Annotated in this window: 18 protein-coding genes, 1 other RNA gene and 1 pseudogene; 5 read left to right on the top strand and 15 right to left on the bottom strand. The window is 47.6% G+C overall.

Annotated elements, in window-relative coordinates; translation table 11 throughout:
- Window positions 1–793: 793 nt before the first annotated feature.
- The 3 genes from CWC22_RS05405 to CWC22_RS05395 all read right to left on the bottom strand — a co-directional run bounded on the left by CWC22_RS05405 (window position 794) and on the right by CWC22_RS05395 (window position 2226).
- Entirely contained in the window at window positions 794–1021 is a 228-nt protein-coding gene (locus tag CWC22_RS05405; protein ID WP_138538873.1) for a hypothetical protein, read from the bottom strand.
- Between the two features lie 134 nt (window positions 1022–1155).
- On the bottom strand, window positions 1156–1668 hold the full coding sequence (locus tag CWC22_RS05400; RefSeq protein WP_138538874.1) for a hypothetical protein: 513 nt from the start codon (window positions 1666–1668) through the stop codon (window positions 1156–1158).
- A 129-nt stretch (window positions 1669–1797) separates the two neighbouring features.
- Window positions 1798–2226 carry a hypothetical protein gene (locus CWC22_RS05395; protein ID WP_138538875.1) on the bottom strand — a complete coding sequence of 143 codons (429 nt, stop codon included), beginning with the start codon at window positions 2224–2226 and terminating at the stop codon, window positions 1798–1800.
- 243 nt (window positions 2227–2469) lie between these two features.
- Between CWC22_RS05395 and CWC22_RS05390 the strand changes: the two are divergent.
- Window positions 2470–3429, top strand: a pseudogene (locus CWC22_RS05390) (integron integrase).
- A gap of 79 nt (window positions 3430–3508) precedes the next feature.
- Here CWC22_RS05390 and gcvP read toward each other — a convergent pair.
- From gcvP to CWC22_RS05370, 4 genes are all read right to left on the bottom strand, one after another.
- Window positions 3509–6406 carry an aminomethyl-transferring glycine dehydrogenase gene (gcvP, locus tag CWC22_RS05385; RefSeq protein ID WP_138538876.1) on the bottom strand — a complete coding sequence of 966 codons (2898 nt, stop codon included), beginning with the start codon at window positions 6404–6406 and terminating at the stop codon, window positions 3509–3511.
- Between the two features lie 193 nt (window positions 6407–6599).
- Window positions 6600–6989 (bottom strand): glycine cleavage system protein GcvH, encoded by a 390-nt coding sequence (gene gcvH / locus CWC22_RS05380; RefSeq protein WP_010385245.1) that lies wholly within the window; start codon window positions 6987–6989, stop codon window positions 6600–6602.
- A 62-nt stretch (window positions 6990–7051) separates the two neighbouring features.
- The gene (gcvT, locus tag CWC22_RS05375) at window positions 7052–8134 is read right to left on the bottom strand and encodes a glycine cleavage system aminomethyltransferase GcvT (RefSeq protein WP_138538877.1); all 1083 of its coding nucleotides are present in this window, start codon (window positions 8132–8134) and stop codon (window positions 7052–7054) included.
- Between the two features lie 78 nt (window positions 8135–8212).
- Window positions 8213–8803, bottom strand: a complete 591-nt coding sequence (locus tag CWC22_RS05370) for a hypothetical protein (protein ID WP_125561974.1) — start codon at window positions 8801–8803, stop codon at window positions 8213–8215.
- 129 nt (window positions 8804–8932) lie between these two features.
- On the opposite strand from CWC22_RS05370, the gene CWC22_RS05365 reads away from it, so the two are divergent.
- Window positions 8933–9778, top strand: coding sequence for a LysR family transcriptional regulator (locus CWC22_RS05365; protein WP_125561976.1), 846 nt, complete (start codon window positions 8933–8935; stop codon window positions 9776–9778).
- Between the two features lie 242 nt (window positions 9779–10020).
- Here the strand turns inward: CWC22_RS05365 and CWC22_RS05360 are convergent, their stop codons facing one another.
- The 5 genes from CWC22_RS05360 to CWC22_RS05340 all read right to left on the bottom strand — a co-directional run bounded on the left by CWC22_RS05360 (window position 10021) and on the right by CWC22_RS05340 (window position 16167).
- Window positions 10021–11601 carry a hypothetical protein gene (locus tag CWC22_RS05360; protein ID WP_138538878.1) on the bottom strand — a complete coding sequence of 527 codons (1581 nt, stop codon included), beginning with the start codon at window positions 11599–11601 and terminating at the stop codon, window positions 10021–10023.
- A gap of 318 nt (window positions 11602–11919) precedes the next feature.
- Entirely contained in the window at window positions 11920–13086 is a 1167-nt protein-coding gene (locus CWC22_RS05355) for an FAD-dependent monooxygenase (RefSeq protein WP_138538879.1), read from the bottom strand.
- A 9-nt stretch (window positions 13087–13095) separates the two neighbouring features.
- Complete coding sequence (ubiH, locus tag CWC22_RS05350; RefSeq protein ID WP_138538880.1) at window positions 13096–14268, bottom strand: 2-octaprenyl-6-methoxyphenyl hydroxylase; 1173 nt, start codon at window positions 14266–14268, stop codon at window positions 13096–13098.
- A gap of 19 nt (window positions 14269–14287) precedes the next feature.
- Window positions 14288–15604 carry a Xaa-Pro aminopeptidase gene (gene pepP, locus CWC22_RS05345; protein WP_125562195.1) on the bottom strand — a complete coding sequence of 439 codons (1317 nt, stop codon included), beginning with the start codon at window positions 15602–15604 and terminating at the stop codon, window positions 14288–14290.
- A gap of 5 nt (window positions 15605–15609) precedes the next feature.
- Window positions 15610–16167, bottom strand: a complete 558-nt coding sequence (locus CWC22_RS05340) for a UPF0149 family protein (RefSeq protein WP_010385254.1) — start codon at window positions 16165–16167, stop codon at window positions 15610–15612.
- 220 nt (window positions 16168–16387) lie between these two features.
- On the opposite strand from CWC22_RS05340, the gene ssrS reads away from it, so the two are divergent.
- A non-coding RNA gene (ssrS, locus tag CWC22_RS05335) (6S RNA) lies at window positions 16388–16570 on the top strand.
- Window positions 16571–16765: 195 nt separating this feature from the next.
- Here ssrS and CWC22_RS05330 read toward each other — a convergent pair.
- The 3 genes from CWC22_RS05330 to zntR form a co-directional block, all read right to left on the bottom strand.
- A complete protein-coding gene (locus CWC22_RS05330) occupies window positions 16766–17863 on the bottom strand; it encodes a lysophospholipid acyltransferase family protein (protein ID WP_138538881.1) in 1098 nt (365 codons plus the stop codon).
- 134 nt (window positions 17864–17997) lie between these two features.
- Window positions 17998–19218: an SO_0444 family Cu/Zn efflux transporter gene (locus tag CWC22_RS05325; protein ID WP_138538882.1), complete on the bottom strand. Its 1221-nt coding sequence runs from the start codon at window positions 19216–19218 to the stop codon at window positions 17998–18000.
- The gene (gene zntR, locus CWC22_RS05320; protein WP_138538883.1) at window positions 19205–19618 is read right to left on the bottom strand and encodes a Zn(2+)-responsive transcriptional regulator; all 414 of its coding nucleotides are present in this window, start codon (window positions 19616–19618) and stop codon (window positions 19205–19207) included. Before zntR ends, CWC22_RS05325 begins: the two co-directional genes overlap by 14 nt.
- A 132-nt stretch (window positions 19619–19750) precedes the next feature.
- Here zntR and CWC22_RS05315 point away from each other — a divergent pair, with 132 nt between their 5' ends.
- Window positions 19751–20698 (top strand): D-2-hydroxyacid dehydrogenase, encoded by a 948-nt coding sequence (locus CWC22_RS05315; RefSeq protein WP_138538884.1) that lies wholly within the window; start codon window positions 19751–19753, stop codon window positions 20696–20698.
- A gap of 374 nt (window positions 20699–21072) precedes the next feature.
- Window positions 21073–21438, top strand: coding sequence for a DUF3192 domain-containing protein (locus CWC22_RS05310; RefSeq protein ID WP_125561990.1), 366 nt, complete (start codon window positions 21073–21075; stop codon window positions 21436–21438).
- The last annotated feature ends 24 nt before the right edge of the window (window positions 21439–21462 follow it).

Below are 21462 nucleotides of genomic sequence, written 5' to 3'. Positions count from 1 at the left end.
CGAGTAATAATTAAAGACACCCATTCGAAGTTGCAGCTTCCCTCCACAGAAAAGGTACAGATATCGGTGGGTGTCTCTCAAAACTTTATTGTAGCCCTCAATTCAACTACCTCTACTTCACCAAACAACCTTGCATAACCGTATGGGAAAGTGATGCCCAAAAAATTTGCAATATTCAGGCTAATCAGAGATAGCCCGACAAAAAAAGCGCAAATAAAGACCTTTTATCAACATCATATTTGATCTTTGCGTAGGATTTTCTGAGTGACTTTATGAAAAAAAACACAAAAGTGAGCATTGCAGAAATAGCTATCCACAAACCAATCTGTATCGCAAGGCTTTCATATTCAGAGTTTAGCATTACATCAAATCTAAGAAGCGGATAAAGCTGGACAAGCAATAACACGAACAATAACAAAGTAAATTTTTCAATTTTTTTCAAACAAGTACCTACTATATTAACGAATAATATGGACTTCCCAGCTGCCCACTTCCCCTCTAGTGACACACTGTGCCATGGAAATAAAAAAACCAAAGACACATATGTGCATATTCTACAAGTTAATCTAACACAGGTAATGGTGCGCCTGTCATGGGTAAAGTGAATGCTTTTTTCACTATCCATTGAGGCACATAAGGGGTTTCCGGACACTCCCACCCAAAAGAGTAATAATTGAAGACACCCATTCGAAGTTGCGGCTTCCCTCCACAGAAAAGGTACAGATATCGGTGGGTGTCTCTCAAAACTTCTAACTTTTGCGTCCACGGTTTAATTAATTTCTTATATAACACATTAAAAACCGATTACATTTTTAAATTTATAAGCCACCAAACAGACAATACCCACAACAAGAAAATACAACCTGAAACTTATTAGAGAAAATGATTTACTATCTTCAATTTTTAGATAACTTTCTTCTGAGCTCTGTTTTAAGAAATCAACTGGTAAGAAATCAGCAATAAACATCAGCGCACCAGCAACTACTAGAGCTATACCGATTATTAGTAATATTTTACTCATTTCTCCGATTCCCGAGTGTTATATAACGCCGTGCTATGCGGCAGAAAAGTTTGGCTTAAAATTAGCGAGGAACGAGCACAAGCCAAACTTTTGTGTCCGTTTGAGCACCTTGTTATATATACAAACGCTGATAATCACGTTTTACTTTTTACCCAACTTTCAAACGAAGGAATGGCCATTAATGATTTTTGATTAAGTTCATTCGCATGCTCAGTAATTTGAGGTAACACAGTTGATATTTTTGAAGAGAGTAGGTTTCTGTCTATTGCATCAGGGTCTAACTCTGGCTCAGGTTCAAACCATTCTCCGTAGCCAAAATCACAACCTGAAGCTAAATATCGCATGTAAAAGCTTAATGTTGGAGCAACATTATATGTTTCACCCTCAGAGCCTAAAAAGACAACTGCTGGTGGAAAATCCTCGGCATATTGCCATAGTAAGTATGAAGAACCTGAGCCATCTTGGCCAAATTTAATGAATTTATCGTTCTCTGTTTTCCAATTAGCGATAAGTCCCCAAGAAGACAACTCTTCATCTGCAGCAACTTCTGATAAAGAAGATAGCTCAAAGTCTATTGGCCAACCAATAATTCCTTGCTTGCATAAGTCTGATAACAATTCATATGAAGATAAAGTTTCTGCATCCATTTAGGTTTAACTCCAATAGTGATTTTGTATATATAACGCCCCAAACACAGGCGTATTTGATAAATAAAACAGAAGATTACAACTTAATCACTCACCAAAACAACAGTAAAAAGCGCTCAAAAATACGTCCTAGTGCTTTGGTTTGTTAGCATGCTGGACTACACGACTAACATAATTCGTTAGGTTGAGCTTTACCTCTTTAGCCACACTGGATTTTCCTTTGCCTGAGATAGATGATATGACTTCAACCGTCCAATTTTCATCTTCTTTTTGTAGATAATTAATAGTTAAAGAATCTGATAGCTGTTGAGGTGTTACGTTATACTTCTTAGCTGTTTTAGCTAACCACTCCTTTTCGTGTTGTTCAGCCATAAAGCCGTTTAACACTCCCTCAATACTAGAATCTGGAAAATAAGATAGTTGCGTCTGGGAAATTTCAACTTTTTGAACTGCTTCCACATTAAAATTCAATTCCCACCCAAAGAAACCGACTAAATATTTCAATATAATAATAAAACCTATTAATGTAATGAACCCATTACCTACTTTCTTTAACACCGAACTCTCCATTGCTTGCTAACAATTTATTCTACCCCAAAATGTCGGAATATAAACCGACAAAACGGGCTGTATTACATACCCTCATAGTCCCATGGAACAAACTCAAAGTAAACAATCGGTTGCAACCTGCAAAAACACACTTGTGTGAAAATCGGACAAAACGGCACGTAATAATGTTATTGGACAACAGCCAAAACACTGTCTATACATCCAGTATCAACCTTACCAAATGGAACGCTCATGAAATCACCTTTTCTACTCATGCTGCAAGAGCAGATGTACCTGCGACGTTATGCCAAACGCACCATTGAAGCGTACCTAAAATGGACTGCTGCATTTATTCGCTTTAACAATATGCGACACCCTACAACTATGGGGGATAAAGAAGTTGAACTATTTCTTAACCACCTGGTAAATGAACAAAATGTTGCTCAAGGCACACAAGCGCAGGCATTAAACGCCTTATGTTTTTTGTATAAAGAGATACTCAAAATGCCATTGTCTTTACGACTAAACTTTATCAAAAGCCAACGTCCTCGTAAGTTACCTGTTGTATTGACAAAAGAAGAGGTTAGTTCATTACTCACAATGTGTAGCACTCGTCATTACCTGTCTTGCGCCTTACTTTATGGCAGTGGCCTAAAGGCTTCGGGTTAAAGGTATCGATTTTGATTATCTCTGTCTTCGAGTATGGGACGGTAAAGGCGGTAAAAACAGAGTTGTGACGCTCGCTAAAGAGTTAATTCCCCTACTAAGAAGCCAAATCCTCCAAGTAGAAAATTATCTGTAACTTGACCTACAAAATCCTCAGTACTGTGGCGTATGGTTACCCCACAGACTAAGGCACAAATACAATGGTCACGAAAAGCAGTTGATGTGGCAGTATATATTTCCTTCTCACAAGCTAAGTGTTGACCCAGAAACAAAACAACTCAGACGGCACCACATTGATGAGAAGCAAGTTCAAAGAGCAGTTAAAAAGCAGCGTATTTAGCTGGGATCACTAAGCAGGTAACACCGCATACATTACGGCCCTCTTTTGCGACACATCTGCTGCAAAATGGCGCTGGTAAAAGAACAATACAAACTCAACTTGGCCATAGTGACGTCCGGACAACTCAGATTTACACGCATATTATCCAGCAAGGAGGCCAAGGAGTGGTAAGTCCAATTTCTCACCTCCCACAGCGAATCAAATAACAGACAATAAAAAACCGCCTTAATCTCTTAAGGCGGTTTTCACAAATCTAAGTCGGGGATTAGCCCGACCTACAATTCATTACTCAGCATAAGTCTCTACAGCTGGGCAAGAACAAATAAGGTTACGGTCGCCGTATACGTCGTCGATACGGGTTACCGTTGGCCAGAACTTGTCTTTTGCTACTGATGCGACCGGGAAGGCTGCGTAGAAGCGGTCGTAGGCGCGATCCCACTCGTTGCCCAGTACGTCTGCCTGGGTGTGTGGTGCGAACACCAGTGGGTTGTTTTCTACTGACCATTCGCCGTTTTCTACTTTGGCGATTTCCGCACGGATAGAGATCATGGCTTCGATGAAGCGGTCGATTTCTACCTTAGACTCAGACTCCGTTGGCTCGATCATCAGCGTGCCAGCAACCGGGAATGACATAGTCGGTGCGTGGAAACCATAGTCCATCAGACGCTTAGCCACGTCCATTTCAGTGATGCCTGAGCTTTCTTTAAGCGGACGCAGGTCGATAATACATTCGTGGGCAACACGGTCGTTGCGGCCACGGTAGAGTACCGGGTAGTGCTTGCTTAGCTTCTCTGTCAGATAGTTCGCGTTCACGATGGCCATTTCAGTGGCCTGCTTCAGACCTTCGCTGCCCATCATGGCAATGTACGCCCAAGAGATTGGCAGGATAGCTGCTGAGCCGTAAGGTGCCGCAGAAACTGCGCCGTTACCTTCGTTGGTGCCAGCTACTTTGATCACGCTGTGGTTAGGCATGAATGGTGCCAGGTGTGATTTAACACCGATAGGACCAACACCCGGGCCACCACCACCGTGCGGGATACAGAATGTTTTGTGCAGATTCAGGTGCGATACGTCAGAACCGATTGAACCCGGGCTGGTTACGCCAACCTGTGCATTCATGTTCGCGCCGTCCATATAAACCTGGCCGCCGTGCTGGTGAACGATCTCACACACTTCGCGGATAGCTTCTTCGTATACACCGTGGGTAGACGGGTAAGTAACCATGATACAAGACAGGTTCTCAGATACGTCTTCTGCTTTCGCACGCAGGTCGTCCAGGTCGATGTTGCCGTCGCTGTCACAGCCAACCACAACCACTTTCATGCTGGCCATTTGCGCCGACGCCGGGTTAGTACCGTGTGCAGAGCTTGGGATCAGACACACGTTACGGTGACCTTCGCCACGTGACTCGTGGTATTTACGAATAGCGATCAGACCCGCGTATTCACCCTGAGCACCTGAGTTAGGTTGCAGTGACACTGCATCGTAACCTGTGATGTTAACCAGCCAGTCGTGCAGCTCAGTCATCATTACCTGATAACCCTGTGCCTGTTCTAGCGGGCAGAATGGGTGTAGTTCAGCGAACTCAGGCCAGGTGACCGGGATCATCTCAGCGGTCGCATTCAGCTTCATGGTACAAGAACCCAGAGAGATCATAGAGTGGTTCAGTGCCAAATCTTTGTTCTCAAGACGCTTGATGTAACGCAGCATCTCAGTTTCGCTGTGGTAACTGTTGAAGTTGTCGTGTGTCAGTACTTCGTCATCACGTACCAGGCTCGCCGGAATACCAGTAATGCCATTTGCAGCAACTTCACTGTCCAGTGCAGCTACATCTAAGCCATGGCCTTCGCCCAGGATGATGTTGAACAGTTCAGCGATGTCAGCACGTGTGGTGGTTTCGTTCAGTGCAATTGAGTACTCGCCAGCGTGGTTGATGGCAAAGTTCACTTCGTTTGCAACGGCGCGCGCGACTACCGCGTCTTTGTCAGCATCGTTAGCAACCACGGTGATGGTGTCAAACCAGGTGTCGTGCTTCAGTGCTACGCCTTTGGCTTTCAGGCCAGTTGCCAGAATGCTGGCGAAACGGTTAATGCGCTCAGCAATGGTTTTCAGGCCCTGAGGACCGTGGTACACCGCATAGAATGCAGCCATGTTGGCCAGAAGTACCTGCGCTGTACAAATGTTTGAGTTGGCTTTTTCGCGGCGGATGTGCTGCTCGCGTGTTTGCATTGCCATACGTAGCGCATCGTTGCCTAAACGGTCTTTTGATACACCAATAATACGACCTGGCAGTGAACGCTTGTATGCATCGCGTGTTGCGAAGAAAGCAGCGTGTGGACCACCGTAACCCATAGGTACACCAAAGCGCTGTGCAGAACCCAGCACCACGTCTGCACCCAGTTTACCTGGTGCTTTCAGCAGCATTAAGCTCATGATGTCAGCGGCCACACAGGCAATCGCTTTTTTGCTTTGTACTTGTGCGATGATGTCCGTGATGTCAACCACTTCACCTGACGTAGTTGGATACTGGAACAGGGCACCGAAGATCTCGTGATTTGCCGCATCGCTTGCAGGGCCAACGATCACTTCAAAACCAAACTGCTCGGCACGGGTTGTGACTACGTCGATGGTTTGTGTGTGTACGTCTTCAGCAATGAAGAACAGGTTTGCTTTTTTCGCTTTAGAAACACGCTTAGCCAGCGCCATGGCTTCGGCTGCTGCGGTTGATTCGTCAAGCAATGACGCACTGGCCAGGTCAAGGCCGGTGATGTCCATGGTCATAGTCTGGAAGTTAAGCAAAGACTCAAGGCGGCCTTGTGCAATCTCTGGCTGATATGGCGTATACGCAGTATACCAACCTGGGTTTTCCAGTACGTTACGCAAGATAACGTTTGGCACGTGTGTCGGGTGGTAACCCTGACCGATGTAAGATTTGAAGACCTTGTTTTTGCTTGCTACAGATTTCAGGTAGCTCAGCGTTTCTACTTCGGTACGGCTTTCACCAATTTGCAGGCCTTGCTCTAACAAAATTGAGCTAGGTACTGTCTGACCGATCAGCTCTTCAACACTCGATACTCCAAGCGCAGCAAGCATGTCACTCACCTGAGCCGGGCTCGGGCCAATGTGGCGACGAATAAAGTCTTGCTTTTGCTCTAGTTGTTCAAGAGATTTGGCGTTTGACATGTGTCCAGATTCCTATGATCCAAGTAAAAATGGGGGTGTCACTGTTGTTCGACCGGCCGGAGATTGGCTTAGCCTTCCGGAACGACGAAATTACCTTGGTAACAGTCACAGAGTTTAACGGTGTTGCCACGCCCCACACTGGGCGCAACTATAAAAGCCCCACGCAGGGGGCTTTTATGGTATCTACAACGAATTAGTCTTCGTCGATGTTGGCTTCGTAGCCTTCTGCGTCAAGCAGGTTTTCAAGCTCGCTTTCGTCAGACGCTTTAACACGGAACAACCAGCCGTCACCGTAAGGGTCGTTGTTTACTGATTCAGGAGAGTCTTCCAGCTCTTCGTTAACAGCAACAATCTCACCGCCGATTGGCGCGTAGATGTCAGAAGCTGCTTTTACAGACTCAGCAACCGCGCAGTCTTCACCAGCGTCAACTTCGTCACCCACGTCAGGTAGGTCTACGAATACCATGTCACCCAGAAGTTCCTGTGCATGCTCAGTGATACCTACTGTGTAAGTGCCGTCGCCTTCAGCGCGAACCCACTCGTGTGACGTTGCGTACTTTAACTCGCTAGGAATGTTGCTCATTTTTTTGTTCCTTTGGTCGATTTATGTGGGCCATCGCCCGTTATTCTTTAATGCTCTGTTCGTTACAGAACCGACTTACCATTGCGTACAAAGCAAGGTTTAACCACTTTAACGTCTACCAGCTTTTTGCGCATTTCAACCTGAGCTGTGTCACCCGTAGAGCGAGGTACACGGGCCAAAGCTACGCTAAAGCCTAACGTCGGCGAGAATGTACCAGAAGTGATAACACCTTCGCCACCTTCTACGATAACTTTAGAGCCGCCGCGCAGAACGCCTTTGCTCTCAAGTACCAGGCCAACCAGCTTATCAGTGCTCTTGTCTGCACGTTGCTGCTCTATCACCTTACGACCGATAAAGTCACGCTCTGCCGGCTCCCAGGCAATGGTCCATGCCATGTTAGCAGCCAATGGAGAAACGCTTTCATCCATATCTGAGCCATAAAGGTTCATGCCTGCTTCTAAACGTAGCGTATCACGTGCACCTAGGCCAGCCGGACGGACGCCCGCATCTAATAATTTTTGCCACAGTTGCGCAGCATCATCGTTGTGTACAACGATTTCGTAGCCGTCTTCACCTGTGTAGCCCGTGGTCGCAATGAACAGCTCTTCGGCTTGTACACCAAAGAAAGGCTTCATGCCTTCTACTGCTGCATTTTGCGCATCGCTCAGAATGGTCGCTGTTTTTGCTTTGGCATTTGGACCCTGTACCGCAATCATCGCGTACTCTGGACGCTCAGTGAGCGCCACATCAAAGTCAGCTGCAACACCGTTCATGTGCGCTAAGTCTTTTTCGCGTGTAGCAGAGTTTACAACCAGGCGGTATTCAGTTTCAGTGAAGAAGTAGATGATCAAATCATCAATCACGCCGCCCTGCTCGTTCAGCATGCCAGTGTAAAGTGCTTTACCCGCTACTTTGAGCTTTGCCACATCGTTAGCAACCAGCTTACGCAAGAACGCCTGTGCACCTGCGCCTTTCACATCAACGATTGTCATGTGAGATACATCAAACATGCCTGCGTCTTCACGCACAGCGTTGTGCTCTTCGATTTGTGAGCCATAATTGATTGGCATTTCCCAGCCGTGGAAATCGACCATTTTCGCGCCAGCTTCTAGATGCTTGGCATGCAGTACTGTTTTAGAAGTCATACTCTTTCTTCACTTATTGTCATCACACATCCGGCAAGGTCCAGATTGTGTTCACCAGCGCAACACTGGCGATTGGGGTTAATTTGGGGCGTGTTCGTCTGAATGAGCAAAACCCTGCTCAACCAGTCGAGCCTGCCACAGGCTCAAAGATTCCTGATTTGCAATCAGCTGATAGTGCTGCTGACCCTGCTGTACTAAAGTGGTCACAAACACATCGCCACTTTGTTTACCATAGCAGGCCAGTTCATCTGAAATTTGCAGACCCGGCGTCAGCGAAAAACTGTTCAGCACCGTCTCAAGCGCTGCCTGACCACTCAGTTGAGCAATCGCCAGGTCGCTGCGACGTACCAGTTCAATATCGTAGTCACTGTCATGTTTACTTACCAGCGCAGAAAGGGCCTGAGCAGCGCTTTCACTCAGCACAAAACGGTAGGCTGTTTCGCTGAAGTAATACACGGCAAAAGACTGACCGCCAACCAACAGTCCTTGTACACCCAGTCCGGGTGCCATCAGTTTATTGAGGTTCAGCCCCAATTCCTGATTAAGAAAAGGCGTGGTTTCAAATCCGCTGAAATCCAGTACAACCAGATCCTGTGGCGAAAAAAGGCGATTTTCCGCCGCCACCGTACCCTGACGGTGTTTAGCGAAGATGATTGGCGTGCTCATCATGCGACTATCCTGATGAAATTAAGATGGAGAAAAGTATAGGGATCCGCCTGCGCAACAACAAATTGTATTTATTTATCGTTTGATAAATAATATTAATGTATTTGGGTTTTATAAATTGATTTTATTAATATGAAAAACTTATCGATTGATGGCCTGCGCACCCTGGTGACTGTGGTTGAAGTAGGCGGTTTTGCCAAAGCAGGTGAGCTGCTGGGCCTCTCTCAGCCCGCTGTGAGTTTGCAGATCAAGCGTCTTGAAGAACAACTGGGCTGTAAACTATTTAAAAAACAGGGTCAGCGCCAGGTACTCAATCAGTATGGTGAGCTACTGCTGCCTCAGGCCAAGCAAATGCTGCAATTCAACGATGGGATCATTCAGCAATTTACCTCAGAGAGCGTCACCGGCCGGGTGCGTCTGGGGATCCCCAGTGAGTTTGCCGCGCGTATTCTGCCCGCCATTATCGGCGACTTTGTGTCTTTATATCCGGATGTCGCGCTGGAAGTGAAATCCCGACTTAGTAAGCATTTACTATCCGTATCACGCCAGGATCAGTTCGATTTGGTCCTGGCGCTAAACGAAGACCTTAATTCGTCTAACTACCCGGTGTTTATGCAGGACCAGCTGGTGTGGGTGGGCGACCTGTCTTTGGCACAACAACAAACTGTCACTTTGGTGACAGCACCAGAAGGCTGCATTTATCGTCGCCGTGCCATCGAAGCATTACAACAGGCCGGGCTGCAATACCGCATTGTATATAGTAATGCGGATTTAACCGGCCTGACGGCAGCCCTCAAAGAAGGCCTGGGCATTACGGTACTGGCCAAAAGCACCGTGCCGGCTACGCTCAGTTACCAGGCGCAAACGTCCTTTTTGCCAGAGCTGGGTCAGATTGGTATCAGCCTGGTTAAAAACACCCAGGAGTCTGCGCACGCGGTGAATAAGCTGGCCGAGTTTATTGCACTGCGCTTGGGGTAAGCACTGCTTTTGAGATCCGCTCATAGTGTATCGAGGCGCTGCCTGTTCGTAGTTTCCGCATCAAGTGCGGGATGACAGAAAGTGGTGCGAGGTGATCGGCAGTGAATGCAGGGGTGGCGTTTAACAACCCCATTGTGTGGCTTTAAGCAGATCTGGCTTTGTATTAATGCAACTCGGTATCCCGGACAGAGAGCCGGGAACTACTCGAAGCTGACTGAAGGGTCCTCTCCCCTGGCAGTCACTTATTTATATTTGGGGAAGAAGTGCAATGCAAGACCTTCGTAACCATACATACCAGTCTCTGTCGTGGAGATGGGCTCAAACATAAAATCGTTGCCCATGTAATAGTAAATACTCTTGCCCCGTCTGATTTTTATGTGCTCCTTACCCGCAGCGCAAGTCACTACACTGGAGCATGTTTTGGGATCATAGGTCTTCAGCAGCATATTAGAGGAGTTGTAGTGCCAGTATAAAGACAGCGCTTCACTATAATTTCGGCTCTTTTTTACCGCTGCATCAAGGTTTTTATCTCCCTTACGTGTGTGACTATTTTTGGGCACAATGTGCTTATAGCTTTCTGGCTGCCTGCGCTCTAATCCTTGTTTAACAAATTCCTGTGTGGCACTGTTCAGATGACGTTTGTGAATAAAAAAGACCTGAATATTGCGCACGTCGCCGGATAACTTTTTATTGAGAAACAAAATACTGTTAAACTTATCACTTCCAATATCAAAGCTGTGTGTACCTCTAGTTGCGGGCGTGATCACAGAAAAGAAAGCGTAAGACGGATAGTTTTTCTCAAGCTGGGCCTGAAACTCATAGAGATGTTTACCGTTCGATTTCATTTTGCCAAAATTAATGTGTGTCGTAACGTAATCCTGGATATTTTGATTGATACTTGCTTCACAGACTTGCTGGATCCGCAAGCTGGTCTTCTCACTCAGAGCCTGTATGCCTTTTTCTGAGTAACGCAATTCATCATAAACCACAGATTGCAACATCAGTGAATCTCGATATTTCAGATCATATACCGTGTTTGTGGAGCCTCTGTAGTCCAGTGAGTCGTCAAGGTACTGCCTTATCAGCAGGTTCCGCTCACGACACGGCATATCAGAGTGGATCACACTCTGCATGTTTTCAAATAGTACCCGGCCGATTCTAATAAAAGCGCCGAGATTGGTAAAAAATTGTAGAAAAAACAAATTCATTGCAAACTCTTCATGCCTGGTAATGGTGCCATGGCACTCAATCAGAGGCTCAATGACTTCATGCATGAGGTCTTTGGTATAGTTCTTTTTCTCAACGAGCGGGTAAAGTAAATTAGAGACCACTCCCAGGTTTCTGGCGATTTCTATTTTGTTTAGTAAATCCTGGCAGGCTGTCTGGCTTTTATCTTCCAAATTATTGAATTTGTACAGATCTCTGCTGATGCTGTGGATCCCCCGCATCAGGTCATTAAACCTCAGAACTTCCTGATAAGTATGATAGTTGGCAATTAACTGTACCAATTTTTGCTGATTTTTGAGCATAGCAATGTGGAGATCATCCAGCTTATTCAGTGCCTCACTTAGTTTTTCGCTTTCCGTTACTTCATTGTCAAAAATACTCGCCAACAAAAAGCTAAATAACACGGCTCCCCCCATACCAAAACCATATCTCAGGCGATTTTTAGGCAAAGCTTTGCTATAAGCCTGCGCTCCGTTCAGTATGGGAAGCATGGTGTTCTTTGAACGCACCCCGGTATAGGTGCCCACTACGGCTCTGACCAGACCATCCACCAGTTTTTGCTGGTTTTCTTCTACTTTGGTTTTTGTCTCTGACATATCTGCTCCTGGACTACTTAATTCGGCGATACTGTTTACTGCGATCTTAGCCACTCTGACGTATTGCTATACACATCAAGATAGGCAATGGATTAACTTATTGATATTATTAACTAACCCACACCAAAAAGATATTTCACTTGCTTACATGCCTCTTTTGCATATCACAGTAAAAAATGACAGATGGTAGTTTCCGCATCAAGTGCGGGATGGCTGAGAATGAACACGAGATAACGCGTTTTGAGCTTGATAACCGGGTAATGAATCTGCCGATTTGAAAGGGCCACTGCTTTGCACACAGTAGCCCTTAGGCACCTGCTATTCGCCGATGGCCTGTTGTACAAATAAGTCTTTAATGGGGCCGAGGTTATCTACCACATTCAGACCCACACCGCGGACTAACTTTTTCAGCGGGTGACTGCCGCTGAACAGCTCCTTTAACCCCTGCATCATCGCAATGTGCTTTTGTGCATCGAGTTTGCGGCTGCGCTCATACTCACGCAGTGTTCGGTGAGAGGCAAACTCCTCACTCTCTCCACTGAGTGCTTTGATCAGATGCGCGGCATCTTTGAGGCCCAGATTCATGCCCAATCCGGCAAGTGGGTGGATGGTATGTGCCGCATCGCCCATTAACACCACTTTTCCGGTTAACCACTGTTGTGCGTAGCGCATTGTTAGCGGAAATACTGCACGTTCGCCCTGCACCGTACACAAACCACACAGCAAGTCGCTGGCAGCACTCAATGCTTTATTAAAGCTCAGCTCGTCCATCGCCATTAACTCACGGGCATGTTCAGGTGCAGTTGACCAGACGATTGAATGGGTATGCGGATCAGATAAAGGCAACAGTGCCAGCGGACCTTCCGGCAGGAACACTTGCCGCGCTGTGGCATCGTGAGGCTGCTCGGTTTTGATGGTCGCGACAATGGCATGATGATCGTAATCCCAGAAGCTGATCGGCAACTTAAACTGACTACGTACTCCTGAGTTTGCCCCATCTGCTGCAACCAGCAATTTGGCCATTACCGGCATCCCTTGTTCCAGCGTGATCAGCACGTCACTGTCGGTCTGGTGAATAGACTGGTAACGACTGCCAAACATCAAACTTGCCTGACTGTGCTGCTGCAAAGCCTGGTATAGAGCATAGCGAATCGCATCATTCTCAATGATATGACCCAGTTCAGGTAAAGCCAGTTGCTGTGCATTAAACTGAATACGGCCAAAGCTATCGGCATCACACACCGACATTTTACGATAAGCCGTAGCACGCTGCGCTTTGATGGCGTCCCATACACCCAACGATTCAAACAAACTCTGACTGGCTAAACTAATGGCACTGACCCGCGCGGCATACGCCTCATTGAGTGGCTGCGGCTCAGGACCGGCATCCAGCACCATCACCGAGACATTGTGCTTTGCCAGGCCCAGCGCGAGCGCCAGACCAACACACCCACCACCGACTATGCACACTTGTACTTGTTGCATGATTATTCCTTACAGGGTTCGTCCCATGAGTTGTCGCGCCAGTGGCGCTTTCAGTTGTGAGAACAGGCTCATCGACAACAGGCCGCAACTGCGTCCCAATGCCAACATACGAGAATCATTAGAAAACAGCCTGACCAGTGCATCGGTTAGCGTCATAACACGGCGGATATCTGACTCGCGCGCGATTTTATAGCCGTGCGTAAAGCCATGACTGCCCCACTCCTGTCGGTCAATCTTTTGCAGTTGCTCAGCCAGCGCCTGAATGTCACGCAGCCCCAAATTAAAGCCTTGTCCGGCAATCGGGTGAATGGCATGTGCGGCGTTCCCTATAAGTACACAACGATGATGCACCAGCTGCTCTACCCGCCCCAGTACCAGTGGATAACTGGTTCGTCTGCCAACCCGTTCAAACATCCCGGCACGATAGCCAAAGGCCGCTTGCAAACGAGTCAAAAATTCAGACTCTTCGCACTCACTTAAAGACGTCAGTGCCTGCTCAGGCATACACCACACCAGAGAGTAGCGGTTGCTGCTCATGGGCAACAGCGCCATCGGACCGTGCTCTGTGAAACGCTCAAACGCTTGCCCGTGATGCTTGTCGCTGATCTGTACGTTAGCAATCAGGGCACCTTGTGTGTATGCGACACTGTCAAAGCCAATATTCAGCTTGCTGCGAGTCGGCGATTGCGCACCATCGGCCACAACCAGTAACTTACCCGACAGGCTCTCGCCACTGTCTAGCAACACCTCGACCTGCGCCTGTTGCTGCGTCAGCTTGGCTATCTTAGCAGGGCAATACAATGCTATATCCAGCTTGCTGAGCTGCTGATGCAGATAAGCGCCATAAGGGTTGACCTCAACCACATAGCCCAGCGCATCAACGGCAAACTCATCATGGGTAATTGTGGCTTTGCCAAAATGACCCCGATCTGACACATGTACCTGAGTGATAGGCTCAGCAAAATCCCAGTTTGGATCAAACAAGCCTAAAGCACGCAAATAAGATACCGATTGCTCGGCCAATGCCAGGCTACGGTCGTCAAAGCTGGGATGATGTGCAGTTTTAGGTTCAAAGGCTTCAATAACCGCTATCCGGCTATCGGGTTGCTGTTTTTTTATCGTGACGGCGGCCGTAGCACCTGCCATGCCGCCCCCCACGATTAACACATCAAAGTGTTGCAAGTCTTGCTCCTGCTTATCGTTATTCGCCTGAACGCATTAAAGCTTCTATCTCAGCAATGGTTTTAGGCACCGCTGCGGTGAGGTTTTCAAAGCCATCCGGGGTGACCAGTAAATCATCTTCAATTCGCACTCCAATCCCTTTAAATTGCTCCGGCACTTCGGCATCTTCATCAAAGTACAGGCCCGGCTCTATGGTCAGTACCATGCCAGGTTCAAATGGTCTGTCGGCTTCATCCAGTTTGTATTCGCCAACATCGTGCACATCCAGTCCCAGCCAGTGGCCAAGACCATGCATGTAGAACGCTTTACAAGCCTGTTTATCGAGTAACTCGTCCACTTCACCGGCGAGAATGCCCAAATCAATCAACCCTTCGGTCATCACTCGCATGGCCGCTTCATTGGCTTTGACCAAAGTGCCACCCGGCTTAACCTGCTCAAAAGCCGCCAGTTGTGAGGCCAGGACTAATTCGTACACCGCTTTTTGTGGCGCACTAAAGCGGCCACTTACCGGGAAGGTACGGGTAATGTCGGCAGCATACCCTTCAAGCTCACAGCCGGAGTCGATCAGGATCAAATCTCCGTCGGTTAATTCATCGCAGTTGTCGGTATAGTGCAAAATATTAGCGTTGTTACCCGAGCCCACGATGGTGCCATAGGCTGGGTGCCGGGCCCCATTCATGGCATAATGATGGTGGATTTCAGCTTCCAGCTGGAACTCGGTGGCACCGGGTTTAGCAAATTGCATGGCACGCTTGTGTGCATGCGCACTGATCTCGCCCGCTTTGCGCATCACTGCTATTTCAGCGTCGGACTTAAACAGTCTCATTTCATGCAGCAGTGGGCGTACATCTTTGATGATCTCAGGTGCCCGATAGCCTTTTTTAGGTGCACTGCGTAATGTACCAAGCAGGGTCCAGATCTTATCGTCAAACGCTGTGTATGTGCCCTGACCGTAATACAGTGCCTTACGACCATTCACCAACCCCAGCAGCTCGTCGTCCAGCTCGCTCAATGGAAAAGTCTGGTCCAGCTCAAGCGCTGCTTTAGCTTTTTCATGGCCCATACGTCGACCATGCCAAATCTCCGCCAGCTTATCTTTGTTACGACAAAACAGTGTCTGTTGTGTTGCGCCGTCTTTGTCTTTGCTCAGCACCAGTACCGCGTCCGGTTCTTTGAACCCGGTCAGGTAGAAAAAGTCACTGTCCTGACGAAACGGATATTCAGTATCGCGGCTGCGGGTCAGCTCAACGGCAGCGGGGATCACCGCCACGGCGTTGTTATCCATCTGCGCCAGCAACTGAGTGCGGCGCGTTACAAATTCCAGGTTGGCTATCATCATAATTAATGCACTGTTTTAGAGGTCGATGAAGCGGCGTCTTTACCAAGCTCAGCAAAACACAGCAGTGCCGATACACGGATGTATTCAATCACTTCATGCAGCGCCTGTTTGTCTTCTTCACTTTCATCGAAATGAGTATCTAATTTAGTGATCTCGCTAAAGTCACCAATCACTTCCTTTACGTCAGCCGAAAACTTACCATAGTCTTTTTGCTTAAGGCCAAAGCCAAGCAAGAACCCGGACACCCAGGCTACCAGTGCATTGGCCTGATCGCTCAGGCTTTCTTCTAGTGGTAAATACAGTTCAAAGTGGTGCTCTGGATCATTAAAATGTGCAACCACCAGCTTATACAGCTCGGCAAAAAATTCTTTCAATGGCGCGGCAAACTTCTGACCATCGTTAAAGACATCGCTCAGCAGCCCAAGGTATTCCTGCTCTTCGATATTCAGGCCACATGCAAGTAACCCGCTGATGGTACCGTGCACTTCAGCCGGGGCAATGTAGATATCGTGTTGTTCCAGCAGTAGCTGCGCTTGCTGATAATCTCTAAATTCACTCATGGATATTGTTCTCGTTTGCTTTCGTCTGCTTCGTTAATGCTACCACCCGAAGTATAGCAACAGCAACGACTTGTCTGTTTGTGTATAAATAATCTGCGCACTTTTTTGCCCTGCTCAGATGGCAAACAAAAAGTGCATAAATCGCAGCCAGTCGAACGACTTTTTGCAGATATTTACGGATAAAGGTTTCTAGATGCGGCTGGGTCTTATATACTGAAATCGTTCCCTAGCACGTCGGACAGTGGATGATGTCCCTGAGCCGATAACTTTTTCTTAGGAACGCAGTTTGCTTACTATTGCGCAGGCTCGGCAGGTACCGAGAAGCCTACGGTAGGCTGTTGCTTTCCGCCTTGAACCTTAGGGTTCAAGGACTGACATCTGCATCCGCGTTGCCGGGGACACCTTTCCCACTCTCATTGTCTAATCAGATACAAAAACTCCGAATAATTCAGCTCTAGCTTACTCAGTGCTAACCACCCAGCATGATGACGACTTGGTTTCCATATTCAGCTGAGGTATTAATTTTGGTAAGTGCTTTTTGATAGACACAAAAAAACGCCCCAAGAGGCGTTTTTAACTGAATCGCTAAATCGTCACGTTACTGCGACAATTTGCGTTTGGCGGGCTGCGCGTAAATAGACAGCACCAGTTGACGTAACTCTTCCGGCACCTGCTCCAGCGCATTCGTAAAATGGTTTTTATCCTGCTCACTGCTTTGGCTTTCGTCGCCCGCAGCCAGATAGTTACTGGAATGCAGATAGTAGTTGCTGACAATCTGCTGATCGATAATTTCAGCAAGCTGCTCCGGTGTTTCAAAGTCATCATCAATGGGCGTACCAAATGCCACGTGTACATGGCCTTTGTCACTGCTAAATCCTTCGATGATGCTGTTGATGTCTTCACCTTCAGCTTTAACATATTCCCCAAACTGCTGTTTATGATACAGCTCACGCGCTTTTGACACGGCGCATGGCTCGTACTGATAGGAAATCGATACCGGTACAATCTTAAGCTGGCGCACATATTCAGCAAACGGCAGTTTTAGCTTGCGCCCTTGTAGTTGCAACATCTTCAGCAACGCCGGATCGGTAAAGTCGACACCATCTTTAGCGCGGCCCTCTTTTTGTGCAATCCAGATTGAATTACCCTCAGTCAGTGAATCATAAATATAAGCCGACAGCTGAGACAAAGCGCGTAACATTTCTTTTGGTGCTTTGGCAGAGCGCTTAACAATAAAACTCTTATTTAAGCGCATTAACTCAGTGATGTAAGGGACCTGAAGCAGGTTATCACCAATGGCGATACGCACTGTTTTCATTTTTTGCTGATGCAAACCCCAGTTAACCAGGGCCGGGTCCAGGACAATGTCTCTGTGATTAGAGATAAACAGATAAGCCCCCTGGCCATCAAGCTGATCTAACCCTGAATAGGTCACCTTGCTGGTGGTGCGCTCAATCAACACCGCCAGATACCCTGCTACCTCATCCTGAACCGCATCGACACTGTTCACAGACTGCCACTTTTTCTTCAACCGGCTGCGCACTAGTGGCCGGGATATCAGCGCCCATCCTGCCAGCCATTTGGGCAGGTTATGCTCCGCAATCACATCAATAAACTGATCATCGTCCAACAAACGCTGCAAAGCTGCGGGGACTTCATCGTCATTGTAAGGTCTGATATCTGCGTATTTATCCACTAAACTACTCTTTTATTATTGGTGGTTGTCATCAAAACGTCTTATTCTATCGTGTGCCCGGATCGGAAGCTAAGAATATCAAGTCTGACCAGAAGTCCTAGCACGACGCGCTGCCTGATGCCGGCTCACGTTTACTATGCCGAAACCTGTGTTGGTGCAAAGCGTTGCTTAATTCCCATCAGCATCAACCTGATCATTAATAAAGCCAATACCACACCACTGGCCAACGTCAGCCAACCAGGTAAGACTTCATGGTCGTGCCCCATCATTGGAGAAACGGTAAAGCCAAACTGAGCAACCAACCAGTCGGTCAAGAATCCGAATACAATCGCGACCCCAATGACTGCACCCAGATAAGCAAACACGGCACGACGCCCCAGCTCTTTAGCGACCACCCCTATGGTGGCAACATTGGTGGCCGGCCCGGCCAGCATAAATACCAGCACAGCACCCGGAGATACACCTGCCAGTAGCAACCCGGCTGCAATCGGGGTAGACGCTGTGGCACAAATGTACATCGGAATACTGACCAGAATAACCACTATCATGGCCAGGATCCCATTACCCCACTGAGCCAAAAAGGCTTCGGGAACATAGGTTTGCACTAAAGCCGCAAAGAATAGACCAATCAGTAGCCATTGCATAGTATCTGCGAGTAATTTGTTACAACTAAATTGCACAGCAGAAACCAGTTTTTGCCACAGCCCCGGCTTAGACTCAGCTGGCGCGCAGCAGGAAGCCACAGGCTCTGCCTTGTTGTGTGAAGGCTCACTATCACAACAGCCTTTTTCAAACTCTGGTTCAGTCTTATTTTGACCAGCGCAACAACTTGCAGACTGCGTTGCAACCGGAGTGTGCTCGCTGGCGCAGCAACTACTTTTTTCAGGCTGGACTTTTTTTACCGAGCTGCCACAACAGCCCCCCGCTGAGTTGCTCGCTGCATTTTGCGGCGCTTTGCCCTCATCTTTGCCAACCAGTACACCGGCCGTAATGGCACTGGCGACGGCCGCAATGGGCCGTATCACAGCCATGAATGGACCCAACAGTGCATAGGACACAGAGATAGAATCCACCCCGGTTTCGGGTGTCGACACTAAAAAGGCCGTGGTAGCACTTTTTGACCCGCCTGCACGCCTGAGTCCAATCGCAGCCGGAATAACACCACAAGAACACAGCGGCATGGGTGCCCCAATCAAGGCGGCTTTTATGGTGGTCCAGAGCCCTTCTTTGCCCAGGTGCTTTTGTAAAAAGTCTTTGGGAATAAATACATTAAGCAACCCGGCAAGTAACAAGCCCAGCATCAGCCAGGGTGCCGAAACCAAAAAGAGTTGCCAAAAATTACTAAGCAGAGCCATCTATATCCTCCAACGCAGTCAAAATAGAACAATCATCAGCGCTTTCCTCACCACCACAACACCGCTCAGCGAGCACACTCAAAGAACGCTCAAACTTCACCAGTTCTTCAATCCTTTGCCGGGTTTGTGCCAGTTTTTGCACAGTGAGTGATTTAACCTCTTCACAGCTGTGATTATGTTTATCAATTTTAATGGCCAGCAACTCCTGAATATCTTTGAGACTGAAGCCCACAGTTTTGGCTCGTACGATAAAGCGCATCTGTTCAACCGCGCTGTCATCATACAACCGATAGCCCGCCGAGCTGCGTGTTCGCGCTTGCAGCAGGCCCTGGCGTTCATAATAACGCAGTGTGTCGGTAGACACATTCAATTGTTTTGCAATATGGCCAATCTTATACATCGTCAGTTTTGCCGTCCTTATGAATCTACTTAGAGTATAAACCTTGGAGTTGAGTTCAAGGTCAAGTGCAAAGATAAACTAACCATAAAAATGATACACTCACGCCATCTGTTAGTAAGGAATATTTGCCCCATGAATATTGTAGTTTTAGATGCCGCCACATTAGCGGGCGTCAGCCTGGATCCTCTGAGAAAACACGGTACCGTCACCGAGTACCAAACCACGTCACCCAGCCAGCTACTATCCCACCTTAACGGTGCAGATGTGGTAGTGACGAACAAAGTCGTGCTCAATGCCGACACACTGAGTAAGCTGCCTGATCTCAAATTGATCTGTGTGGCCGCAACCGGCACCAACAATATCGATCTGGAAGCCGCGCGTAGTCACAATATCGCCGTAACTAATGTCGCTGGTTACTCCACTCCCTCTGTGGTCCTTCACACCTTTACGCTGCTCGGCAACTTAATGAGCAATATTCACCGGTATGCACAAGATTGTGCGAATGACGCCTGGCAACAGAGTGACATATTTTGTCGTCTGGACTACCCCATACACGACTTGTCGGGCAAACGTTTTGTGATCGTCGGGTATGGTAATCTTGGCCAGGCCGTGGCAAAGGTTGCCGCCGCCTTTGGTGCCGAGGTTATTATCGCAGAGCGCCCCAGACAAGAGGTGATACGTGACTCACGCGTTGCATTTGAAGAAGCACTGCGAAACGCAGATATTGTCTCAGTCCACTGCCCTTTGACGAACACCACCCGAGATTTATTTGACGCCAGTACGCTGGCCTTACTCCCGACTCACGCCATTTTATTGAATACCGCGCGAGGCGGCATTGTCAATGAGCAGGCACTGGCAGATGCATTAGCCCAGAAGCAGCTTGGCGGTGCAGGCGTTGATGTACTCAGTGTTGAGCCTGCAACAGCGACAAACCCGCTGGTGCAGTACAAAGGCGATAACTTATTACTGACCCCTCACATCGCCTGGGCCAGTCAGGAGTCTATCACACGTCTGATTGACGGTATTGCCGCGAATATCACCAGCTTTTTACAAGGAAGTGAGCGCAATCGCCTGGTGTAAACAGGTCGCTTCTGGTGTTTACGCTCAACAACGAGTCAGCTCAACGCCATTGAGCACTTGACCCAGCCAGCTCAGCACCATCATCCCCGGCTTCCGAGCCGGGAACTATTCACGTACAACGGGTGAGTGCCCGCCCAGCAACAAATCATCCGAAGCGATATCCGGTAACGAGTAGTAATGACATCTGGCGCGAAATCGCAAGTTGTTATTTTAACTAACTATTAGTTTTTTTATTCAAAACTTAGTACTTTTAAATAACACCCATTTCACTTAAAATAGTAACCGTTTGATTTTTTAAGAAATTAAAAACTGGCAAACTCTTTGCAGACTACACTTCAAAGAAAACAAAGACGGCTAAGCCTGGGATATAAAAGATGAAAAAACTACTACTTGCAACTGCGCTATTAAGTTCAACCGTACTGACAGGCTGTGTAGTCGCGGTCACGGATGGTGAAGTTAACGGCAGCCACTATGGCTGGAAAAAAGAGCAAAAACAAAATCGCGAGAAAATCAGCCAACTTAAAATGGGCACTGAATATCAAAGTGTACTGAACAAGCTTGGTACACCTGACTTCACAGATATGCTGTCCAAGGGAGATACTGTCTATCAGGTACTGTATTTCGCAACCAACAGTAAACATTCAGATGGCGTTGTCACCAAAGATGAGTGCACCCCTCTACTGTTTAAAGACAGCAAACTCGTTGGATTTGGTGACACGGCCCTGGCGCAACTGCTGTAGCCAGCACAACTGACCCGGTTCAGT

This window comes from Pseudoalteromonas rubra (assembly GCF_005886805.2).
Lineage (GTDB): Bacteria > Pseudomonadota > Gammaproteobacteria > Enterobacterales > Alteromonadaceae > Pseudoalteromonas > Pseudoalteromonas rubra_D.
This window is presented reverse-complemented; position numbering and strand designations above follow the sequence as displayed.